Genomic DNA, 21,775 nt, shown 5'->3' with positions numbered 1-21,775 from the left:
GCAAGCATTAGACTTTAGTTGTATAAAGGTAGACCCCTGAACCGTTAGTAATGGCATTTGAGGCCAGTAAGGGGTGGTGCGTATACTCCGCGCGATTCAATAAGGAGATACCATGCACCACCGATCTTCACTGCTTGCACCAGCTGTACGTTTTACCACCCTCGCGGCGCTCACCGCACCTGCCAGTACACTGGCAGGCGGTTTTTCCCTCAATGAGCAGAGCGCCAGTGCGATGGGCACCGCCAACGCCGGTGCTGCCGCCAACCCCGAGAACGCTACCACGGTTCTGTTCAATCCCGCCGGGATGAGCCAGCTGTCCGGCACGAATATTTCCTTTGGTGCGGCGGTTCTGGATATTGATGCCGAAGCCAAGTCAGACACGGTCAGCGCGACAGATACCCTGGGACGCCCGGTCAGTGGTAGCGCGGGCGGTGATATTGCCGATCCAGCTATTCTTCCTAATATCTATCTCACCCACGAAATCAATGACTCGATAGACGTGGGGTTCGGGATTCATGCGCCCTACGGTCTGGCGGCTGACTACGGCGATGATTTCGTGGGTCGTTATTTTGCGGATGAGACTGAGCTGACGGTCATTTCTTTCTCTCCGGCTGTCTCGGTCAGTAATGGTCAAGGGCTGTCCATGGGCGCTGGCATCAACATCATGTATGCGGAAGGACGTCTGACTAAGTTCCAGGATTATTCGGGAATCTATGGTAGATGGCAGCAAGGGTATGCAAATCTGGAATCGACAGCTGGATCTTCGACTCTCGATACTTTGGAAGTCCCAACACCTTCAGCGGAATTTGAACAAGGCTACGCAGACATCGAAGGTGATGACATCGCGGTGAATTTCCGTATTGGTTTTCTTTACCAGCTATCTGATAGAACCCAATTTGGTCTTACTGCCCAGACCGGCACGGAGTTTCAGCTAGATGGAGATGCGGAGATTTCAAGATTCCCCGAAACGACAGCTATAGATCTTTCGGCGATCGGTCAGGGAGTGCAGGCTTTTCCGACAGGTGGCCAGAGCGGTGTTAGCGAAGCCGTCCGGGTACCGCTTGCAATTCCTGAGAGCGTCACAGTTGGTGCAAGGCACAAGCTGACATCAAGCGTCACTCTTCTGGCCGGCGCCACTTACGCAAGGTGGAGCCGATTTGAAGAACTCGATATTGTTAGCCGAGAGGGCGGCTCAGGTCCGGTATCTAGCGTGAGTGGTGACGAGGTGATTAGTCACATCACTGAAAAATGGAAAAATACCTGGCAGCTCAATATCGGTAGCATCTGGCAAGCTACTCCTGAGTGGGCTTTCAAGGCTGGCTACGCCTGGGATGAGTCGCCTGTGGATAACTACCTCACTGCACGAATTCCATCAAGCGACCGTCATTGGTTGACACTGGGCTCTCAGTGGAAAAGCGCTGACAGTGGTTGGGCAGTTGACGCCGCCATCGGAACGCTTTTATTCACAGAAGATCCGAGAGTGGATGAGGTAGTCTATTTGCATGACGCACCTGCCGAAGAGGATCCTTCCTCTGGAGCATCAAACTACAAAGGTCAATACGAGCTTAGCGCCTGGAGTGCGTCCATTGAGGTAAGCAAGTCCTTCTAACCCATTGTGAGTCGGATTGCCCAGCCATCAGGCTGGTCAGCCAACCACCTGGCCACGGTAGATGACCTTCTTCTTCCGTGGCGAGTCTATCTCTCCTGCCTTGTGGCCCTCTGCTGATGCCGTGGGTGCATCCGCAATGACCTGACCCCGATAGTTGCGCTTCAAACCGTCATCTTCTTCCTCGGGCTCGATATTGAGTTGTGGAACCCGTTCCTTCAGGGTCTCCCAGACACGAGTCAGCTGGCTGGAGCGGGTTTTTCGCACGTAATCAGCCAGTTGTTGTTCCAGATGCTCTTCCGTGAGGTGCAGTTTGACGCCGAATTCGGTGTGGATCAGGCGGCGGCACTGGTGAACCAGTTTCAGCACGCTGGGGTCCAGCAGCCAGCTACGTTCAGATGCCAGAGAAGTCATGGTATGAGCCTCAGAGATGGATGTCACAACGTGGCGCTGCCTGAAATGCGTGGTGGGACAGGACGCCGACTCTGATTGTGTAGCGAATATCGTGCCGTGACGGTGCTGTTTCTCTGAGAGAGGGGGCTTGCCGCCTGCCGTTGAATCACGGGATTTGAAAGCAGGCTCGGCGGCAGATATTGCGGTCGATTTCGGTGCGTTTTCGAGCTTCCATGCCTTTTTCTGGGTCGAATCAGTGCGCTTCGTCCCAGTTGTCACCGGCACCGGCTTCCACCAGCAGGGGAACATTCAGTTCGGCTGCTGCCGACATGCGCTTCTCCAGTCCTGACCGGATCTTGTCGAGGGCTGACTCCTTCACTTCCAGGATCAGTTCATCGTGCACCTGCATGGTCATGCGGGCTTCATCGGCGTGTTCTTTCAGCAGCCAGTTCTCCACATCCACCATGGCCAGCTTGATGATGTCCGCGGCAGTACCCTGCATGGGGGCGTTGATAGCGGTTCGCTCGGCAGCCTGCTGCAGCTGCTTGTTGCGGGCGTTTATTTCCGGCAGGTACAGGCGCCGGCCAAAGAGTGTCTCTACGAAACCGTCGTCATGGGCCTGTTTGCGGATGTTGTCCATGTATTTCAGGACACCGGGATAGCGTTCGAAATAACGATCAATGTATTCCTGGGCGAGTTTGCGCTCAACGTCCAGTTGCCGAGACAGCCCAAAGGCAGACATACCGTAGATCAGGCCGAAGTTGATGGCCTTTGCACTGCGCCTCTGGTCTGACGACACCTCCTCCAGGCTGACGCCGAAGACTTCCGATGCCGTTGCCTTGTGGATGTCTTCGCCCTGTTCAAAGGCTTTCAGCAGCCCCTTGTCCCCGGAGAGGTGAGCCATGATCCGCAGCTCAATCTGGGAGTAGTCGGCAGCCACCAGCTTGTAGCCCTCTGGCGCGATAAAGGCCTGCCGTATACGCCGCCCCTGCTCGCTGCGAATGGGGATATTCTGCAGGTTTGGCTCGGAAGACGACAATCGGCCGGTGGCGGTGACTGCCTGATGGTAGGAGGTGTGAACGCGGCCGGTGCGGTGGTTAATCAGCTCCGGCAGCGTGTCGGTGTAGGTTGACTTCAGCTTGCTCAGGCTGCGGTGCTCCAGAATCAGGCGCGGCAGTTCGTGTTCGTGGGCCAGCTCCTGCAGCACCGGTTCCGCCGTTGATGGCGCGCCCTTGGGGGTTTTCTTGATGACCGGCAGGCCCATCTTGTCGTAGAAGATCGCCTGTAGCTGCTTGGTGGAACCCAGGTTGAAGGTCTCGCCGGCGACCTCGTGTGCTTCCTTCTCAAGCTCGGCCATGCGTTCTGCCAGCTCCTGGCTGTGCTGGCGCAGGATGCTGGCGCTGATCAGCGTGCCGCGCTGCTCCATACGTGAAAGCACCGGCACCAGCGGCAGATCGATGTCTTCATAGACCGACGCCAGTTTCCCGGTTTCTTTCAGTTTTGGCCTGAGGGTCTGGTGCAGGCGCAGGGTAATGTCCGCATCCTCGGCGGCGTAGGGCGCGGCTTTTTCCAGTTCTATCTGGTTGAAGGTGAGCTGTTTTGCGCCTTTACCGGCAATGGACTCGAAGCTGATGGTCTTCTCGCCCAGGTAGTGCATGGCGAGGCTGTCCATATCGTGGCGGGTAGCGACAGAATTCAGAACGTAGGATTCCAGCATGGTGTCCTCGGCAATGCCCTCAAGGCTAATGCCGTGATTGGCCAATACGTTCTTGTCGTATTTCAGGTTCTGTCCGACTTTGGCCAGGTCGGGATCCTCCAGCAGCGGCTTGAGCTGATCCAGGACTTCGTCACGATCCAGCTGCTCGGGTGCTCCCATATAGTCGTGCCCCAGGGGGACATAGGCGGCTTCGCCCGGTTTGATCGCGAAGGAAACACCGACGATCTCGGCATCCATGTACCGTAGGCTGGTGGTTTCGGTATCGAAGGCAAGCAGCTCGGCAGCTTTCAGGCGTTCCAGCCACTGATCCAGTTCTTTCTGGTCGGTGATGACCCTGTAGTCTTTTTTGCCAGTTTCCGGGGCGGGTTTATCATCGCTGGCTTGAGCATTGCCGGAGGATGAGGTTTCTCCCTCCTCCAGTTCGGCAATCCAGCTGCGGAATTCATATTCCTTGAACAGCTCAATCAGCTGCTGATCATCCTGTTCCCTGAGCTTCAGGTCCTCCAGGCCAAAATCCAGTTCCACGTCGGTGCGGATGGTGGCCAGTTCGCGACTCAGGGGCAGGGTCTCGGTGGCCTCGCGCAGGTATTCACCGATCTTGCCTTTGATTTCATCGGCGTGTTCGATGACGTTGTCCAGGTTCTCGTAGCTTTGCAGCCATTTTACCGCGGTTTTCGGGCCGCACTTGTTCACGCCGGGGATGTTGTCGACCTTGTCGCCCACCAGGGCGAGGTAATCCACGATCTGCTCCGGAGTGACACCGAATTTTTCCACCACACCGTCCCGATCCATCCGGGTCTCGGTCATGGTGTTGATCAGGGTGACGTGATCGCTGACCAGCTGCGTCATGTCCTTGTCACCGGTGGAAACCACCACATCGATGCCCTTGCTGGTCGCTTCGTTGGCGAGGGTGCCGATGACATCGTCAGCCTCAACGCCTGTCACCGTCAGCAGCGGCAGCCCCATGGCCTTCACGATCTCGTGAATCGGCTCGATCTGGCAGGCCAGGTCGTCAGGCATCGGCGGCCGGTTAGCCTTGTACTCTTCATACAGGTCATGTCGGAAGGTTTTGCCCTTGGCGTCGAAGATCACCACCATTTTTGATCCAGGAAAATCCTGCTCCAGGCGCCGGATCATACTGATGACGCCCTTGATGGCTCCGGTAGGATGGTTCTTGCTGGTGGTCAGTGGAGGAAGTGCATGATAAGCGCGGAAAAGATAGGACGATCCGTCCACAAGAACCACGGGTGGTGTGTTTTTGCTGGTCATGTCAAAACAGGTCCGGAATCTGATTGAAGCGTGGGTTGGCTTATGCAACTCTGTACTGAAATCGATGGACGAAAGGGTATCACGAAAATGAAACGAATCGCCTGCCCGGCTTTGTTGCTCGCCTGTTTGCCGCTGGCCGCTCTGGCCCAGGAAGAGGGCGCGCTGGATGAGACGCCGGTGGCAACCCCCGAAGAGCCTGTGGTGATCTCGGATTACCAGCCTGCCAGTCAGGGGCCGGAGATTGTTATCCGCCCTGGCGAGCAGGAAGTGTTCTACGAATACCGGGTCAATGGCCAGCTCATGGAAATCAAGGTAGTGCCGGAGGTCGGACCGGAGTATTACCTGGTGCCGGCAGATGGCGGCGGCTGGATCCGGGAAACCGAGTCCGACATGCTGGTGCCCAGCTGGGTGATTTTCCGCTGGTGAACCTCAATCAGATCAGATCGACGGTGGCCGGCGTTGAACGCCGGCTCTCCAGCCCCTCGATATCTACGGTGGTGATGGCGAACTCGTAAGCGCCCGGTGCCATCCCTTCCAGAGATAGCCTTGTGGTCGAGGAGCTCTCAATGCGGATAACCTTGAAGCTTTCCTGGTGTCTGAGACGGTAGTAAACCCTGAATTCCGCAATCTCTCCTGGTTTCAGTGAGGAGCCATCTTCACGCGTCAGCGGGGCGGTCCAATTCAGTTCCCTGGACTGAGTCGCTGTATATCCGTATTCGCGGGAATCCTCCTGACAAGCCGCAAGGAGGAATGAAGAGGCGATCAAAGGCAGAAGAAACAGAAATAAATAGGGATGTCCGGCTTTACTGGTGCTCATGGTTGCTCGCATACGGGCCTGATCGAGGCCTTTATTGGTTAAGCGTATGGAGCCTGAATAAAACGGGGAGACGGGCTTCTTTGAAAGCCCGGCATTATGCCAGTCGGGTTTTCAGGTTCAAGTGAATAATCCGTAAAACCCCTTATGTTCGCACTTTCTGCTTTTAGTATGAACATTCTAATTTTAGGGCGTAACTTGGACCGTGAGATTAAAGAAAGGCCCTTGTTGCACTGGTTCCGACAGGGTCTTGGAACTTTCAGGAAACCAAGGAGATTTATCATGGGTAAACTCAAATCTTATCAGGAACAGCTCCAGGAAATTGTGGACAAGGGCATCAACGCCGCTGAAGAGCAGCAGAAGAAGCTGGCTTCCAAGCCGTTCGATTATGCCGAGAAGCTTGAGTCTGAAGCACGCGAATACAGCGTGAAGACTCTGCGTAAGCGTTATAACGGTTACAGCGACAGCCTGTTCGAGCAGCTGCGCAGCCTGAACAGCCGTTTCGGCAGCTTCGCTGGTGATCTGGTCGCCAAGCTGGAAAAAGAAGCAGCAGAAGGTGCTGATGCAGTAGCTGAAGCCGCGGAAGACGTGTCTGACGCTGCGCAGGATGCCAAGAAGTCGGTTGAGCCGAAGAAGCCGGCCGCACGCAAGACCACTGCGCGCAAGACCACTTCTACTGCCAAGAAGAGCACCGCTTCCGCCTGAATCGCGGTTAGCGCCTCACCGATAGGTGAGTGACATGAAAAGGCCGCCGGGTAAAACCGACGGCCTTTTTATTGTGCAGTGACCCGGCGAAAAATCAGTTTTCCATTTCGGTGTGATCAAGCGGTAAGGTCCGCGACTCGCCGGTGACCTCTTCCAGGCGTTCTACGTCGGCCTCGAAGGCTTTGCGCAGTTCTTCGATTTCCTGGGTTTGTGAGGTGATTTCCCGCTCAATGTCGCGTATCTGGGATTCCAGCCGCCGGATTTTTTCCAGCGTGGCCTCGGGAATTTCGCGACCGGCTCGCTCCATGTTGGCGGCACGGCTCTGTTCGTTATCCAGTTGGCTGGATATAACCGATATGTTGCCCCGTTTAAGCTGAATAAGACCCTCAAGCTCGCGGATTTTCCGGTGCATGGCTTTCACGGCCTGATCCGGGTGGCTGAAGCGCTTAAGCAGCGCCCGGTCTTTCTCGCGCTGTTCAGCGAGTTCCTTCTGGCGCTGTTTTTCCGCTTCCCGGGCGGCAATCTCTTCTTCGGTTGGTGCTGGTGGAATGGTGTCAATCACGCGGCCGTTGTCGTTCAGAATGTCATAGCCCCGTTTGGTGGCCTCCTGGGGAATGGTGCTGCTGATGACGATCTGGCCGTTTTCATCCGTGTAACGGTACATATTCGCTGCGGCCTGGGCAGAAAAACCCAGAGCCAGCGCAAATGCCGTTGCTTTGACAGAGAGTGCGGTCAGACGATTGGTCATCAATCAGACTCCGTAACGATCCCGATAACTGGCTACCTTTTCAGCATGCCCGGCAAAGTCCGGGTTGGCTTTAAGGTAGTCCAGCACCTGCTCAAGACGAATGATACTCACCACAGGGATGGCGAATTCCTTCTCCACTTCCTGGATGGCGGACAGTTCGCCATTGCCCTTTTCCTGACGATCCAGCGCAATAAGCACGCCTGCCGGCTCCGCTCCGGCTGCCCGGATGATATCGATGGATTCCCGGATCGCGGTACCGGCGGTAATCACATCATCGACAATCAGTACTTTGCCCTGCAACGGTGCGCCAACAATGTTGCCGCCCTCACCATGATCTTTCTTTTCCTTGCGGTTAAACGCAAAGGGTTTGCTGTTACCGTCTGTAGCCAGCGCCATTGCAGTGACGGTGGCCAACGGAATGCCCTTATAGGCAGGGCCAAAAATAATGTCATAATCCAGCCCGCTGCGTGCGATCGCGGCGGCATAGGCCTTGCTTAACTGAAGCAGGTCGTCCCCGGTATTGAACAGGCCAGCGTTAAAGAAGTAGGGGCTGGTTCGGCCCGACTTGAGCGTGAACTCACCAAAGCGTAGTACATTTCGGCGGATGGCAAATTCGATAAATTTCTGCTGATAGTCGTGCATGACAAGGCTTCTGGCGGGTGTTGATCTTTAATTAGCTCGTAAAACCGGTATCATACACACAAACCGAATCAGGGAACACGTATGCGGGTAGTATCAATCAGCGTCAATGGCCTCGCCCAGGCCGTTGAAAAAGGCTTTTTCGACTGGCTGGCGGAGCAGGACGCTGACGTGGTCTGTGTCCAGGATCACCGCATGCGGGCCTACGAGATTGAGGACTACAACCTGATTCCGGAGGGGTACGAAGCCTATTTCATTGATGGCGAGAAAAACGAGGACGGCGGTGTTGGTATTTACACGCGCCATTTCCCGAAAGCCATCATGTACGGATTTGCCAACGAGCAGGCGGATCGGGAAGGCCGGTTCATTCAGGCCGATTTTGACAAGGTCTCCGTTGCCTGTGTGCTGGCGCCCTGTGCTCTTGGTCGTGAAGAAGAACTGATTGGCGAGGACGACCTGACAGTTCTGGACCACAAGGACGAATTCATGGAGTCCTTCGGTCTGCACATGCAAAAAACCCTGCGCAAGCGCCGTCAGTTCATTTTCTGCGCCAACCTGCAGACCGCCCATCACGTAACCGACGCCAGCCCTCTATATCACAAGCTGGACTTCTCCGGTTTCCTGCCCCACGAGCGTGCCTGGCTGGATCGGCTGTTCGATGAAATGGGCTGCGTTGACGGTTTCCGCGAGATCAACAAGCAAAGCAACCAGTTCACCTGGTGGCCCGAGCAGGCCGAAGGGTCCCGAAAGAATGCCGGCATCCGGGTGGATTACCAGCTGCTGACACCGGGAATTCGCAAGACCATCGAAGATGGCTGGATTGACGACGCAACCCGGTTCTCCGATCACGCCCCGGTGATCATGGATTACGATATCGAAATCGGCTTCTAAGGCTGAGGAGTAATAGAAAAGTAGCGGGCGCGGAGGGGTAAGCCTTTCCGGGACCGTCTCCGGCCAGGGAAGGCCGGAGCCGAGCGCACATGGATGTGCTCGAAGCGGGTCCCGGAAAGGCTTACCTCTCCGGGACCGCGGGCGACGGTCTTAATCCGCCAGCGCCGCTTTCTGAATCTCAAACAACTGCTCAATACCCTGTTTGGCGAGAGTCAGCATGCTGTCCAGTTCTCCCTGAACAAACGGCGCACCTTCCGCCGTTCCCTGAATTTCGATGAAGCCGCCCTGGTCGGTCATGATCACGTTCATGTCTGTCTCGGCCTCGGAATCTTCCGGGTAATCCAGATCCACTACCGGGGTGCCTTTGTAAACACCAACGGACAGTGCAGCGACCATCTGCTTGAGCGGTGATTTCTTCAGGCGCTTGTCGGCGACCAGGTGGTTCAGGGCATCAACCAGTGCCACGCAGCCGCCGGTGATGGCTGCGGTTCGCGTGCCGCCATCGGCCTGGATGACGTCGCAATCGATGGTGATGGAGTGTTCCCCGAGGGCTGACAGATCGACGGCGGCGCGCAGGGAACGACCGATCAGGCGCTGGATTTCGACGGTGCGGCCACCCTGTTTGCCGCGGGCGGCTTCCCGGCCCATGCGGCTGCCGGTTGAGCGGGGCAGCATGCCGTACTCGGCGGTAATCCAGCCCTTGCCTTCACCCCTCAGAAACGGGGGGACCTTGTTTTCGACGGAGGCAGTACAAATGACTTTGGTGTCACCGAATTCCACCAGCACCGAACCTTCGGCGTGACGGGTGTAGTTGCGGGTAATTCGAACATCTCTGGGTTGCTCGGGCGTTCTGCCGCTTGGACGCATAGTGTTTCCTGAAGTCAGTATTGAATGTCCGGGCGCGTGTCCCGGTCGAACGTTTGTCGAAAAGGTCGGTCAGTATAACACGTTGGGGTTGGCCTTTTGTCCGGTTCGCCGTCGCTGTTAAGAGCCTGTTAAACTTGAGTGATCCATATCTATCGAAGCGGAGCTGACATGATCCGAAGTATGACCGCATTTGCCCGCAAGGACGTCCAGGGAGACTGGGGAACGCTGACCTGTGAAATCCGGACCGTGAATCACCGGTACCTCGAGCCTTCATTCCGGCTGCCGGACGCGTTCCGGGAGCTGGAGAACCGGTTTCGGGAAGAGTTGAGAAGGCAGCTGAAACGGGGCAAGGTGGATGTGTCCATGCGCCTGCAGTCAGCCGAGAAGGGATCTCAAAGCTTCGAGATCAGCGAAGACATGGCCCAGGCGGTGAACGAGGCGGCCAACCACGTCAATCGGATGCTGGACAACCCGGCCCACATCAACGCTTTGGACATCCTCCGATGGCCGGGGGTGCTGTCAGTGCCTGAGCAGGACTACGGTCCTGCCAAGGACGCCGCTGTCGGCCTGTTCGAGCAGACCGTGGCCGAACTCGCATCGGTACGTGAGCGTGAGGGTGAGCGCCTGCGGCCACTGTTCGAGGATCGCCTTAGCACCATGGGCAATCTCGTCGCCGAGGTTCGTAAACGTATGCCGGAATTGCTCGAGGCCCAGGAAAAAACACTTCGGGAACGGTTCGAAAACGCGAAAGTTGAGCTGGATGCCGATCGGGTGGCCCAGGAGATGGTCATGCTGGCCCAGAAGAGCGATGTGGCCGAGGAGCTGGACCGGCTGGATGCCCATATCGGTGAGGTGTCCGATACCCTGAAAAGCGAAGATGCCATTGGTCGGCGGCTGGATTTTCTCATGCAGGAGCTGAATCGAGAGGCCAACACCCTGAGCAACAAGAGCATCGATGCCGGCGTCACACGCATTGCTGTGGACCTGAAAGTTCTGATTGAGCAGATGCGGGAGCAGGTGCAGAACCTGGAATAAGCCGGACTCCTGCCACCGTGGTCAGTTCTGCCTCAGGGTGTTCAGTTCCGTTGGCAGCTCGAACACCATCTTGCGATTGTTCATAGGGCAATCGAATTCGAGATGAAAGGCTAAAAGCTTCAGGGGTACTCCGGCGGCCCGGCCATACAGACGATCACCGATGATCGGATGCCCCAGAGCAGCCAGGTGGCGACGGATCTGGTGTTTTCGGCCGGTTTCGATGCTGACCTGAACCAGGGAGGTCTGCTCCAGTGCGTTCTTCTCAAGTGTCGAGACACGGCTGACAGCCGGTTTACCCTCAACAGGCGCATCAACAAGCTGGTTCTGCGCGTCCATCAAGCCGGTCACTCGAGCCTTATAGTGTTTGGTCATCGTCCGGCCCGAGAAGAGCTGGGAGAGGGCGCCGGCTGCTTTCGGGTCGTGGGCAATCAGCATCAGACCGGCGGCATCGGCGTCGAGCCGGTGGACCAGATGGCACGGCCGTCCGACCCGGACTTCCGCCAGGCGGAGCAGGCTGCAATGGTCACCCCACTGTGAGCCCTGGGCCAGCATGCCATGAGGCTTGAACCAGACCGTATAGCGTTCAAGATCCGCCAGCAGAACCGGATTCTCCGGTTTTCTCGCCAACACCTTCTCATCGTAGAAAAGCTGCAGCCGGACGCCCGGCTTGAGTTGCTTGGTTGCGCGGCGCAGTCGAAGGCGCTTGCCCTTGTGAGTCCACCAGCAGGCACCCTTCGCCATGGCGTCCTTGATTTTCTGGCGGGAGAGCCCCGGCGACGCCTCGCTCAGGGCATCTATGGCTTTGCTGGCTTGCTTCAGGGTGATATCGATGGTGGTTCGCATGGAATCTTGCAGTCACTGAACAGATGGATAGCCAAATGGTATCAGCTGGCGCCCTTCCAGGGTGCGGTGTTTTGCCAAAGTCCGTATAATTCCGGGCTTTACCGGTCGGAACATGCGGCCGTCGCGTTCAGGTTTGGAGTTCTCGAGTTATGAGTCAGGCAGTTGAGCAGGGTACTCTGTACGTTATCTCCGCCCCATCCGGTGCCGGCAAGACCAGCCTTGTGGCGGAAATGCTCCGTAATGACGAGAAGCTCGGTGTTTCCGTCTCCCATACCACCCGCGCCATACGAGAGGGTGAACAGGACGGGGTTAACTACCATTTCGTCGTCCGGTCCGAGTTTGAGGCGATGATCGCCCGGGGTGATTTCCTGGAGCACGCCGATGTCTTCGGCAATTACTACGGCACTTCCCAGGTCTGGGTTCGGGAAACCCAGGCAAAGGGCCAGGATGTGATCCTGGAAATCGACTGGCAGGGTGCCGCGCAGGTGCGCCGACTGATTCCCGAATGTGTCAGCATTTTCATCGTGCCGCCTTCGCCTGAAGTGTTGCGCGAGCGGCTGGTGGGGCGTGGCACCGATGCGCCGGAGGTGGTGGAGCGCCGCCTGGCAGAGGCCGAGGAGGAGTGCCGTCACGCGGTGGAGTTCGATTACCTGGTGGTTAACGATGACTTCAGTGCTGCGCTCGCTGATCTGCTTGCCATTGTCCGCGCCCAGCGCCTTCGTATGGAAGTACAGCAAGCAAGGCACCGGGTGTTGCTGACAGGATTGTCCGGCCCGGGCTGATACGGGGTTTTCCTGTATACAAATTGAACCGGCCACAGTAAACTGTGCGGTCTGCTAAAACAGTCATTTTACGAGTCGGGGAAGTTATGGCACGAGTTACCGTTGAAGATTGTCTGGAAAACGTTGATAACCGCTTCCAGCTGGTAATGCTGGCTACCAAGCGTGCCCGTCAGCTGGCTACCAAGGGTGCCGAGCCGATGGTGGCTGAAGAAAATGATAAGCCCACGGTAATTGCCCTGCGCGAAATTGCCGAAGGCAAGATTACTCGGGATCTGCTCAAGGAAGAAGACGACGAGTAAAGCATCTGCGGATATGGGTGCTAGACGATATAAGTACCTGTTCGCAAGTGAGAAGCATTGAAATCTGTCCCCGCGGTTTTATAGTGTAGCTGTAGAGCGTTGCTGGAAGGACTCTGGAAGGACCCGGATGCGTGCATTCGGGTTTTTTTGTCCCTGAATTTCATTAAGCTGTGGAGGCGCGGTGTCGGCAGAGGCTACGGTTGAAGGACTGGCTCAAGAGCTCAGTTCCTATCTTGATACCAATCGCATCAATCAGGTGCGACGGGCCTATTATTATGCCGAGCAGGCCCATGAGGGCCAGATGCGCAAAAGCGGCGACCGGTATATCACCCACCCCCTTGCCGTTGCCCATATTCTCGCCGACCTCCGGCTGGACCATCAGAGCCTGATGGCGGCCATGCTCCATGATGTGATCGAAGATACCGGAATTCCCAAGGATGCGCTGGCCGAACAGTTTGGTGAGGACGTCGCGGAGCTGGTAGACGGGGTCAGCAAACTGACCCAGATTGAATTTCGCTCCAGGGCGGAAGCCCAGGCTGAAAACTTCCAGAAAATGACCCTGGCCATGGCGCGGGACATCCGGGTGATTCTTGTGAAGCTGGCGGACCGCCTGCATAACATGCGCACCCTCGGCCCCATGCCTTATGAAAAACGCCAGCGCATTGCTACCGAAACTCTCGATATCTACGCCCCCATCGCAAACCGCCTGGGCATGCATTCCATCTGTACCGAACTCGAAGATCTGGGCTTTACCTCCCTGTATCCGATGCGCTCCAAGTACATTTCCAAGGCGGTGGACAAGCTTCGTGGCAGCCATCGGGAAATCATCGAGGACATTCGCGGCAAATTGCAGGAGAAACTGGAAGAGCGAGGCTTGCCGGGCCGGATCCTGGGCCGGGAGAAACACTTGAACAGCATCTACAACAAGATGAAGTTCAAGCAGAAATCCTTCCATGAAATCATGGATGTGTATGCCTTCCGGATCATCACCGACACCGAAGACGACTGCTACCGTATCCTGGGCGCCGTACACAGCCTCTACAAACCCCTCCCGGGCCGATTCAAGGACTACATTGCCATGCCCAAGGCTAATGGCTACCAGTCCATTCACACCACTCTGTTCGGGATGCACGTGAACATCGAGATCCAGATCCGTACCGAGGAGATGGAGCATATCGCCAATAACGGTATTGCGGCGCACTGGATGTACAAGAATGAACCGAGCAGCGTGACCAGCGCCAATCAGGCCCGGGTCGACCGCTGGGTGAAAGGGCTGATGGAAATGCGGGAACGGGCAGATGACTCCATGGAGTTTATCGAGCATGTGAAGGTAGACCTGTTCCCGGACGAGATATATGTATTCACGCCGAAGGGCCGCATTATGGAGTTGCCCAGCGGTGCAACGCCGGTAGATTTTGCTTATGCGATCCATACGGACATCGGCAATGCCACCGTTGCCTGCCGCATCAACCGCAACCTGGGGTCCCTCAGTCAGCCGCTGCAGAGTGGCCAGACAGTGGAAATCATTACTGCGCCAGGCGCCCGGCCCAATCCGGTCTGGCTCAGTTTCGTGGTTACCGGAAAAGCCCGGAGCAGTATCCGTCACGTGCTCAAGAGCCAGAAGCGTGCGGAATCGCTGGAGCTGGGTCGGACACTGTTGAAGAAATCCCTGAAGGGCTTTGGTGCGAAACTGTCCGAGATCAGCGACGCCCAGAAGCAGGCGGTGGTGAACCACAATCAGGTCAACAGTTTTGATGACCTGATCAGCGACATCGGCCTGGGCAATAGGATGGCCTATCTGGTCGCCCGACAGCTCGCGAGCGGCTCAGAGGTTACCGAGGCCATTAAGGCACCAAGAGATATTGAGGGTGGCAATCATAGCCCGGTGACCATCCGTGGCACCGAAGGGCTTCTGGTAAGGTTCGCCAGCTGTTGCAAGCCAATTCCGGGGGACCCGGTCGTCGGGGTGATGGATTCCGGCAAAGGTATGGTGATTCACTCCGATACCTGCTCCCGTCTACCCGAAGATGACGAGGACCGAGCGCGTCTGACTCACCTGAAGTGGGCCAAGGACATTACCGATGAGTTTTCCGTGGAGTTGCGGGTAGAGCTGGAGCGACAGCGCGGTGTGATTGCCGAGATGGCTAACGCCGTGGCCATGGCTGACGGCAACATCGAGCGGATCAACGTAGAGGAGCAGAATGCTCGCTTTGGTGTTGTCAGTCTTGTGGTGCACGTTAATGGTCGCCGGCATCTGGCCCGAGTAATGCGCCGGATCCGCAATATCCGTGCGATTACCCACATCAGCCGCGTCCGGCACTGAACCCGACCAAAGCCCGGTTGACAGGCGAGCTACGCAAAAGCGACGATTGGCGTTTTGGAAGAGAGGAAACCAAGGGTCATGACCAACAAATCCGTAATTCAGACCGAGAATGCGCCCCAAGCGATCGGCACATACTCCCAGGCGGTAAAGGCGGGGGATACCGTGTACCTGTCTGGCCAGATTCCGCTGGTACCGGAAACCATGGAAGTGGTCGCCGGCGATTTTGCTGCCAAGACCCGGCAGGTATTCGATAATCTCAAGGCGGTGTGCGAGGCGGCGGGTGGCGAGCTGAAGGATATTGTGAAGCTGAATATCTACATGACCGATCTGGCGAATTTCGCCACGGTCAACGAGATCATGGCCACCTATTTCCAGGAGCCGTATCCGGCCCGAGCGGCGGTAGGTGTCGCGGCGCTGCCCAAGGGTGTGCCCATTGAAATGGAAGCGGTTATGGTGCTCAGCTAAGAGCTGATGACACCAGGATTCAGAAAAGGCGGCCTTGGCCGCCTTTTTTAATGCCGAAGGCTCAGCCCTAGTCAATCATGGCGCGGTAGCCAGCCCGGAAATCCGGATAGCGGAACTGGAAGCCGGTGCCCAACAGACGCTTGTTACTGCAGCGTTTACTGCCGCCCCGACCGCCTTTCCGGGCATCTGGCAGCGGCTCGGCACAAGGTGTTTGCTGCCGCACCCAGTCCACCACCTCATCAAGCCTGACCGGTTCGCAGTCGCTGGCAAGGTAGCAGGTTTCCAGTGTCGCTCCCGAAAGTGCCAGCTTAACCAGATGGGCTGCCGCGTCTGCTGCATCCTCTTCATGAATCCGGTTGCTGAATGGTGCTGGCTTCGCCGGATTCATGCGCCCCTCTTGAACCTCCTCAAGAAAGCGCCGCCGCGAAGGCCCATAAATGCCGCTGTATCGAATAATCGTGGCCGGATGGCCGCTGTCCAGTGCGGTCTGTTCACCGGCCAGAACCTGTTCGCCGCTGAATCGGCCCGGCCTGGTGGGGCTGGATTCATCCACCCAGCTGTCGTCATCCTGTGAATAGACACTGCTGCTGCTTATAAAGAACAAGTGTTTCAGGGATTGACCACCGAGGGCCTCCAACAAGTTTCTCAGGCCCGTCACGTAGGCATCCCGATATCCCTGATGATCGTAGCTGGTGGGCGTGAGGCAATAGATCACGATGTCGAGTCCGTCCGGCAACTCACTGGTTAGGGTTTCCGGCCGAGTAAGGTCGGCGCCGATGCCGTGAATGCCCTCGGGAACACGGTCCGGGTTCCGGCGCAGGCCGAACACGTTGGCCGAGGCTTTCAGCCGGCTGGCAATGGCGCCACCGAGTTTTCCGCAACCGGCCACCAGAATTCGAGGTGCCTTACTACTTTCAGTGATTGCCATAGACAATTTCAATCCTTATGCTTTACCTCATAAATTCGTGAAACTTCGACCCGCATCTTTCTGACCGGAGCTCACCATGACTCTCACCGAGTTACGATACGTCGTTACGCTGGCCCGCGAAAGGCATTTTGGCCGGGCCGCAGAGCGTTGCCATGTCAGTCAGCCAACGCTCAGTGTTGCCGTTAAAAAGCTGGAAGACGAGCTCGGTATCCCTTTGTTCGAGCGAAGCAAAAGCAGCATCCGCGTAACCGAAACCGGGCTGCGCATTATCGAACAGGCCCAGCGTGTGCTTGACCAGGTCGGCCTGATCAAGGATATGGCCCAGGATGGCAAGAACCAGCTCAACTCGCCTCTTAAGGTCGGTGCCATCTACACCATTGGCCCCTACCTGTTCCCACATTTGCTTCCGGAACTCAGACGTGGCGCCCCCGAGATGCCTCTTTACATCGAAGAGAACTACACCGCCAATCTGCGGCAGAAACTCCGCCAGTCCGAGCTGGACGCCATTATTATTGCCCTGCCGTTCGAGGAGCCGGAAGTCGTTACCCTGCCGCTGTACGATGAGCCGTTTGTCGTCCTGCTGCCGGCCGGACACCCTCTCGCCCAAAAGGAACAGTTGACCGCTGACGAACTGGCCAGGGAGCAATTGCTGTTGCTCGGGCCGGGTCACTGTTTCCGGGATCAGGTACTGGAGTCCTGTCCGCCTCTGGTGGAGGCGGTGACACACACGGCCAATAACGGTTCACCGGCTCTGGTCACCGAAGGCAGCTCCCTTGAAACCATTCGACATATGGTGGCTTCGGGCCTGGGCATCACGGTATTGCCGCTCTCGGCGGCCACGGCGATGCAGTACCATGAGGACATCCTGGCCGTTCGGCCGTTTGCGGCCCCGGTGCCGTTCCGCACGGTGGCTCTGGCCTGGCGGGTCACTTTCCCGCGGCCCAAGGCTATTGATGTGCTCTCCCTGGCAGCAAGCCAGTGCCGGGTAATCGAGAAGGCGAAAACGGATACACCGGTTGTGGCCGAAAGCGCCTGAGTCTGACTATGACGTCACTGGATGACATACCGGTCACCCAGCTCAAGGGCGTAGGAAACGCCCTGGCGGAAAAGCTCGCCAAGCTGGGTATCACCTCCCTGCAGGACCTGCTCTTTCACCTGCCTCACCGATACGAAGACAGAACCCGGGTTATACCCATGGGAAGTCTTCGCATTGGTGACGTGGCGGTGGTGGAAGGGGACGTTATGAAAGCGGATCTGATCATGGGCCGCAGACGCAGCCTGCAGGTGACACTCCGGGATAGCAGCGGCTTTCTGGTGATGCGATTTTTTCATTTCAACGCGGCCCAGAAAAACCAGCTGAGCGAAGGTGCCCGGGTTCGCTGCTTCGGCGAGGTGCGCCCCGGTCGCGCCGGGTACGAGTTTTATCATCCGGAGTACCAGGTCAATCCGCCGCCAATGCCAGCAGAGGGTGAGGCAACCCTGACGCCGGTTTACCCACTGACAGAGGGCATCCAGCAGCCTCGCGTGCGCTCGCTTTGCCAGCAGGCCCTGGGCTATCTCCAGCGGTTCCCGATCCGTGACTGGCTGCCCGAAAATCTGTTGGCCGAATACCAGTTGCCCGGAATCACAGAAGCTGTCCAGCTGGTGCATTCTCCTCCTGCCAACGCGCCGGTAAACCTGCTGATGGAAGGGCGTCACCCCGCGCAACAGCGCCTGGTGATGGAAGAGCTGTTGGCGCACCAGCTGAGTTTGCTTCAGGTACGTGAGCAGATTCAGGCCCGTAAAGCGCTCCCGCTCCTGCCCACGGGGGATTTGTCCGAGCGTTTCCTGGATTCACTGCCGTTTGCGCTCACGGGTGCCCAGCGTCATGTACTTGCCGACATCCGTCAGGATCTGAGCCAGCCGTTGCCGATGCTCCGGCTTGTCCAGGGCGATGTCGGCTCCGGCAAGACGGTGGTGGCGGCGTTAGCGGCTTTGCAGGCCATTGGTGCCGGCGCCCAGGTAGCCCTGATGGCGCCCACTGAAATCCTTGCCGAACAGCACTTTCAGAATTTCCGGACATGGCTCGAGCCTCTGGGCATTCGCCTTGCGTGGCTATCCGGGAAGGTAAAAGGCAAAGCCCGGGCTGAGGCGCTGGAAGCGGTCCATTCCGGTGATGCCGGAGTGGTGATAGGCACTCATGCGTTGTTCCAGGATGATGTGGAGTTTCACCGCCTGGCCCTGGTGATTGTGGACGAACAGCATCGTTTCGGCGTTCACCAGAGGCTCGCCTTGCGGGAAAAGGGTGTGGGTGGCTCGTTGGCACCTCACCAATTGATCATGACGGCAACGCCGATTCCCCGTACGCTGGCCATGAGTGCCTATGCCGACCTGGACACCTCGGTTATTGATGAGCTCCCGCCGGGAAGAAAGCCGATTGAAACCATCGTAATTCCCGACAGCCGGAGGGAAGATGTGATCGAGCGGGTTCGGAGCGCCTGCCGCGAGGGGCGTCAGGCCTACTGGGTCTGTACCCTGATCGAGGAATCCGAGGCCCTGCAGTGCCAGGCAGCAGAGGTTACCGCCGAGGAGTTGGCCGAGCGATTACCGGATCTCAAAGTGGGCCTTGTGCACGGCCGGCTGAAGGCCCAGGAAAAGGCGGCGGTGATGGAGCAGTTCAAAGTCGGCGAATTGGATCTGCTGGTGGCGACCACGGTCATTGAGGTTGGGGTGGATGTGCCCAACGCGTCGCTGATCATTATTGAAAACCCGGAACGCCTGGGGCTGGCCCAGTTGCACCAGCTTCGCGGCCGTGTCGGGCGGGGCGAGCAGGCCAGTTTTTGCGTGTTGATGTATCACCCGCCGCTGTCTGCCAATGGCAAGGCCCGGCTGCAGGCCCTCAGGGACAGCCAGGATGGCTTCTTTATTGCCGAGAAAGACCTGGAGATTCGCGGCCCGGGCGAGGTGTTGGGCACCCGGCAAACCGGTATGATGCAGTTTCGGTTGGCGGACTTTGAGCGCGACAAGGGTTGGATTGAGCCACTTCGAAAAATGGCGCCGGGCCTGATGGCTCATCCGGAGATTGTTCGGGCGCTGGTTCGACGATGGCTTGGTGAGAAAACCCGCTATGGCGACGTGTAAAGACGTCCATTCGGTCTCTGAGCGCGTAAGAAAGCGCTTTGGAAATAGAGTTCGGTCAACGTCAGGGTTATTTCTTTGCCCTATACTGAACTCAGTGTGATTTTCAGATTCGGGTTATCCGACGGAAAACAGCAATATTCGGGAGAAATTTATGGAATTACCTGTCGCAGTTCAGCAGGCTCTGGGCGAGACCGCAGCGGGCGTATCCCTGAGGGATGCGGGCCAGGCGAGCCAGAAAGAACTGTTACGAATGGTTCTACTCAGTGATGAGCAAGGGAATCTTCAGGTAATCTGCCGCCGCGACGATCTGATTGACCTGGAACAGCTGAACAAGCAGCTGGGCCGTGACTTGCGCCTGATGAAGCGCCGCGAACAGTTGCGCGTTCGGGAAAGAGCTGGCCTCAAGTCACTCCCTGCATTGCCATCACTGACAGGCTGGCCAACCGTGGTAGATGAGCGCGTGGATGACCTGCCCGCCGTGGCACTTGAATTGGGCGAGCAGAACCTTGCGATGGTCATGCCAGCAGAGGATTTCCGGTCCCTGACCGCCAAGGCTGATCGACGCTCCTTTGCCGTTGCTCCGGAATCTATCAACGTGAACCTTGACGACCACGGCAGGGATCGGGACCAGTTCCATACCGCCATCAAGAAGTTCACTGGCCTGAGAATACAGCAACGACTGGAAGACACTCTGGAGTTGCCGCCGCTGCCGGAAACCGCCCAGCGGATTATTCATCTTCGGGTCAACCCCAACGCGGTCATGGGTGACCTCGTGGATATTGTCGAGAGCGACCCGAGCCTCGCAGCGCAGGTTGTAAGCTGGGCTTCGTCCTCGTTCTATGCGGCAGCCGGTCAGATAAAGTCTGTGCACGACGCGGTTTCCCGGGTGCTCGGATTCGATCTGGTCATGAACCTGGCCATGGGGCTTTCACTCGGGCGGGCGCTCAAGCAGCCCCAGGATCACCCGGACGGCTACGTCGATTACTGGCAACAGGCCATCTGGCAGGCCCAGTCAGCGGGCATTCTTGCCAGCATGATGCCCCGGGGCGAGCGGCCGGTGTTCGGTCTGGCTTATCTTGGCGGCCTGCTCCACAACTTTGGTCATCTGGTTCTGGCGCAGGTTTTCCCACCCCATTTCAAGCTGGTTTGTCGGTCCCTGGAAGTGAATCCGGATATCGATTCTTCGGTCACCGAGCACTATCTGCTTGGCATTACCCGGGAACAGATTGCTGCCCAGTTGATGGAGAATTGGGGCATGCCGGACGAGGTGACTCTGGCCATCCGCTATCAGAAAAATCCATCATACGATGGCGCCCACAGCGTCTATGCCCGATTGCTATGGCTGGGCCGCCAGCTGTTAACCGCCCGGGGCGTGGCTCTGGGAGCCGGCGAGGAAATCAGCCAGGCTATATACGACGAACTGGGGCTGAATCGGGAGCAGGTTGAGGAACAGTTTGACGAACTGGTTAACAGCAAGGACAGCATCATGGCCATGGCCGGTATGATGAGCCAGTAGCAGACGGCCTTTCCTGGGAAATCCCCCTCAAAAAAAGCCGGCCCCGAGGCCGGCAAGCTTACCCGCTTTATTGCAGTGTCGTCCAAACTTATCAGGAGAAAACAACGTTAGGTGGCACCTTCCGCAGATGATAGGTGCGCCCCTGTTTTCAATTTAGACCGTGATAGGAAAAAGAAAAGTCAACAGGTGTAGCCGGGAAGCAATGAGCAGCGTGTCAGTTTTTTTACGTCGACAGAACCTTTTGATTAGACGAGATAAAATATCTGTTTTACTGCTACACCCGTTACAAAATGTTACAAAAATGAGGTCTGACCAGCTGCGTTGTGCACCGAATCGTCGGTACCAAGTCTAAAAGGAATGGTGTCGGACGGCCGTTGCCGCTCGGCGAATCTCGTCGGCATGCTTCTGTTCCACCTCAAACCGTTCCTTATCCATTTTATCCACGAACTTCGTTTCCGTTGCCTGCCGGGCCCGATGGGTTGGCATGTGCTGCAACTGGTCATGCACCTCCTGGAATACCCTGAAAGGTGACTGCTCAAGCAGCTCGGGAGCAATGTGGTCCAGCAGGCCCTTGAGTCTCAGGCAGGCTTCCGAGTATTCGATCTGATCCTCTTCAACCGCCATGGCAATGACATGAACACTGCGGATCATGTCTTTTCTGCGGTTGGTCTGGAACTCCTCGGTTTTGGCCTGCCGCTTGCGATTTTCCGAAAGCAATCCCATCTGCCGCCGGATGAACATCACCAGCAGAATGATGGCCATAAGACCGGCAATAATCAGACTCCACTGCAGCCACTGGGGCATTTTCGGCTCCT

General features: G+C 57.2%; 21 protein-coding genes. 12 read left to right on the top strand and 9 right to left on the bottom strand.

Going from position 1 to position 21,775, the window contains the following annotated elements; genetic code table 11:
* Nucleotides 1-112: 112 nt before the first annotated feature.
* A complete protein-coding gene (locus tag CFT65_RS18430; protein WP_088829465.1) occupies nucleotides 113-1,609 on the top strand; it encodes an OmpP1/FadL family transporter in 1,497 nt (498 codons plus the stop codon).
* Nucleotides 1,610-1,645: 36 nt separating this feature from the next.
* Here CFT65_RS18430 and CFT65_RS18425 read toward each other — a convergent pair whose 3' ends face one another.
* Complete coding sequence (locus CFT65_RS18425) at nucleotides 1,646-2,020, bottom strand: hypothetical protein (protein ID WP_088829464.1); 375 nt, start codon at nucleotides 2,018-2,020, stop codon at nucleotides 1,646-1,648.
* A gap of 232 nt (nucleotides 2,021-2,252) precedes the next feature.
* Nucleotides 2,253-4,985 (bottom strand): DNA polymerase I, encoded by a 2,733-nt coding sequence (gene polA, locus CFT65_RS18420; protein WP_088829463.1) that lies wholly within the window; start codon nucleotides 4,983-4,985, stop codon nucleotides 2,253-2,255.
* An 87-nt stretch (nucleotides 4,986-5,072) separates the two neighbouring features.
* On the opposite strand from polA, the gene CFT65_RS18415 reads away from it, so the two are divergent.
* Complete coding sequence (locus CFT65_RS18415; RefSeq protein ID WP_088829620.1) at nucleotides 5,073-5,411, top strand: DUF2782 domain-containing protein; 339 nt, start codon at nucleotides 5,073-5,075, stop codon at nucleotides 5,409-5,411.
* Nucleotides 5,412-5,418: 7 nt separating this feature from the next.
* Here CFT65_RS18415 and CFT65_RS18410 read toward each other — a convergent pair whose 3' ends face one another.
* Nucleotides 5,419-5,802, bottom strand: coding sequence for a fibronectin type III domain-containing protein (locus CFT65_RS18410; protein ID WP_088829619.1), 384 nt, complete (start codon nucleotides 5,800-5,802; stop codon nucleotides 5,419-5,421).
* 279 nt (nucleotides 5,803-6,081) lie between these two features.
* Between CFT65_RS18410 and CFT65_RS18405 the strand changes: the two genes are divergently transcribed.
* Nucleotides 6,082-6,504, top strand: a complete 423-nt coding sequence (locus CFT65_RS18405) for a hypothetical protein (RefSeq protein ID WP_088829462.1) — start codon at nucleotides 6,082-6,084, stop codon at nucleotides 6,502-6,504.
* Between the two features lie 94 nt (nucleotides 6,505-6,598).
* On the opposite strand, the gene CFT65_RS18400 is transcribed toward CFT65_RS18405, so the two are convergent.
* Both CFT65_RS18400 and pyrE read right to left on the bottom strand, forming a co-directional pair.
* Nucleotides 6,599-7,252, bottom strand: coding sequence for a DUF4124 domain-containing protein (locus tag CFT65_RS18400; protein WP_088829461.1), 654 nt, complete (start codon nucleotides 7,250-7,252; stop codon nucleotides 6,599-6,601).
* A 3-nt stretch (nucleotides 7,253-7,255) separates the two neighbouring features.
* Nucleotides 7,256-7,894, bottom strand: coding sequence for an orotate phosphoribosyltransferase (pyrE, locus tag CFT65_RS18395; RefSeq protein ID WP_088829460.1), 639 nt, complete (start codon nucleotides 7,892-7,894; stop codon nucleotides 7,256-7,258).
* 81 nt (nucleotides 7,895-7,975) lie between these two features.
* Between pyrE and CFT65_RS18390 the strand changes: the two genes are divergently transcribed.
* Nucleotides 7,976-8,782, top strand: a complete 807-nt coding sequence (locus CFT65_RS18390) for an exodeoxyribonuclease III (RefSeq protein WP_088829459.1) — start codon at nucleotides 7,976-7,978, stop codon at nucleotides 8,780-8,782.
* Nucleotides 8,783-8,932: 150 nt separating this feature from the next.
* Here the strand turns inward: CFT65_RS18390 and rph are convergent, their stop codons facing one another.
* Nucleotides 8,933-9,649 carry a ribonuclease PH gene (gene rph / locus CFT65_RS18385; RefSeq protein ID WP_088829458.1) on the bottom strand — a complete coding sequence of 239 codons (717 nt, stop codon included), beginning with the start codon at nucleotides 9,647-9,649 and terminating at the stop codon, nucleotides 8,933-8,935.
* Between the two features lie 168 nt (nucleotides 9,650-9,817).
* On the opposite strand from rph, the gene CFT65_RS18380 reads away from it, so the two are divergent.
* A complete protein-coding gene (locus CFT65_RS18380; RefSeq protein WP_088829457.1) occupies nucleotides 9,818-10,684 on the top strand; it encodes a YicC/YloC family endoribonuclease in 867 nt (288 codons plus the stop codon).
* A gap of 21 nt (nucleotides 10,685-10,705) precedes the next feature.
* Here CFT65_RS18380 and CFT65_RS18375 read toward each other — a convergent pair whose 3' ends face one another.
* Nucleotides 10,706-11,527 (bottom strand): RluA family pseudouridine synthase, encoded by an 822-nt coding sequence (locus tag CFT65_RS18375; RefSeq protein ID WP_088829456.1) that lies wholly within the window; start codon nucleotides 11,525-11,527, stop codon nucleotides 10,706-10,708.
* Nucleotides 11,528-11,676: 149 nt separating this feature from the next.
* On the opposite strand from CFT65_RS18375, the gene gmk reads away from it, so the two are divergent.
* From gmk to CFT65_RS18355, 4 genes are all read left to right on the top strand, one after another.
* Nucleotides 11,677-12,309, top strand: coding sequence for a guanylate kinase (gmk, locus tag CFT65_RS18370; RefSeq protein ID WP_088829455.1), 633 nt, complete (start codon nucleotides 11,677-11,679; stop codon nucleotides 12,307-12,309).
* A gap of 86 nt (nucleotides 12,310-12,395) precedes the next feature.
* The gene (gene rpoZ / locus CFT65_RS18365) at nucleotides 12,396-12,608 is read left to right on the top strand and encodes a DNA-directed RNA polymerase subunit omega (protein WP_008169593.1); all 213 of its coding nucleotides are present in this window, start codon (nucleotides 12,396-12,398) and stop codon (nucleotides 12,606-12,608) included.
* A gap of 181 nt (nucleotides 12,609-12,789) precedes the next feature.
* A complete protein-coding gene (locus CFT65_RS18360) occupies nucleotides 12,790-14,931 on the top strand; it encodes a RelA/SpoT family protein (protein ID WP_088829454.1) in 2,142 nt (713 codons plus the stop codon).
* A gap of 78 nt (nucleotides 14,932-15,009) precedes the next feature.
* Entirely contained in the window at nucleotides 15,010-15,396 is a 387-nt protein-coding gene (locus tag CFT65_RS18355) for a RidA family protein (protein WP_064228391.1), read from the top strand.
* Between the two features lie 67 nt (nucleotides 15,397-15,463).
* Here CFT65_RS18355 and CFT65_RS18350 read toward each other — a convergent pair whose 3' ends face one another.
* A complete protein-coding gene (locus CFT65_RS18350) occupies nucleotides 15,464-16,324 on the bottom strand; it encodes an NAD-dependent epimerase/dehydratase family protein (protein WP_088829453.1) in 861 nt (286 codons plus the stop codon).
* A gap of 76 nt (nucleotides 16,325-16,400) precedes the next feature.
* Between CFT65_RS18350 and CFT65_RS18345 the strand changes: the two genes are divergently transcribed.
* From CFT65_RS18345 to CFT65_RS18335, 3 genes are all read left to right on the top strand, one after another.
* Nucleotides 16,401-17,360: a hydrogen peroxide-inducible genes activator gene (locus CFT65_RS18345; RefSeq protein ID WP_088829452.1), complete on the top strand. Its 960-nt coding sequence runs from the start codon at nucleotides 16,401-16,403 to the stop codon at nucleotides 17,358-17,360.
* Nucleotides 17,361-17,368: 8 nt separating this feature from the next.
* Complete coding sequence (gene recG, locus CFT65_RS18340) at nucleotides 17,369-19,444, top strand: ATP-dependent DNA helicase RecG (protein ID WP_088829451.1); 2,076 nt, start codon at nucleotides 17,369-17,371, stop codon at nucleotides 19,442-19,444.
* Between the two features lie 151 nt (nucleotides 19,445-19,595).
* The gene (locus CFT65_RS18335) at nucleotides 19,596-20,960 is read left to right on the top strand and encodes an aminoacyl-tRNA deacylase and HDOD domain-containing protein (protein WP_088829450.1); all 1,365 of its coding nucleotides are present in this window, start codon (nucleotides 19,596-19,598) and stop codon (nucleotides 20,958-20,960) included.
* A gap of 348 nt (nucleotides 20,961-21,308) precedes the next feature.
* Here CFT65_RS18335 and CFT65_RS18330 read toward each other — a convergent pair whose 3' ends face one another.
* Nucleotides 21,309-21,764, bottom strand: a complete 456-nt coding sequence (locus tag CFT65_RS18330; protein ID WP_088829449.1) for a DUF2489 domain-containing protein — start codon at nucleotides 21,762-21,764, stop codon at nucleotides 21,309-21,311.
* Between the last annotated feature and the right edge of the window lie 11 nt (nucleotides 21,765-21,775).

Origin of the sequence: Marinobacter sp. es.048, assembly GCF_900188435.1 — a bacterium.
Lineage (GTDB): Bacteria > Pseudomonadota > Gammaproteobacteria > Pseudomonadales > Oleiphilaceae > Marinobacter.
The sequence above is the reverse complement of the archived record's forward strand: the minus strand, read 5'-3'. Positions and strand labels throughout refer to the sequence as shown.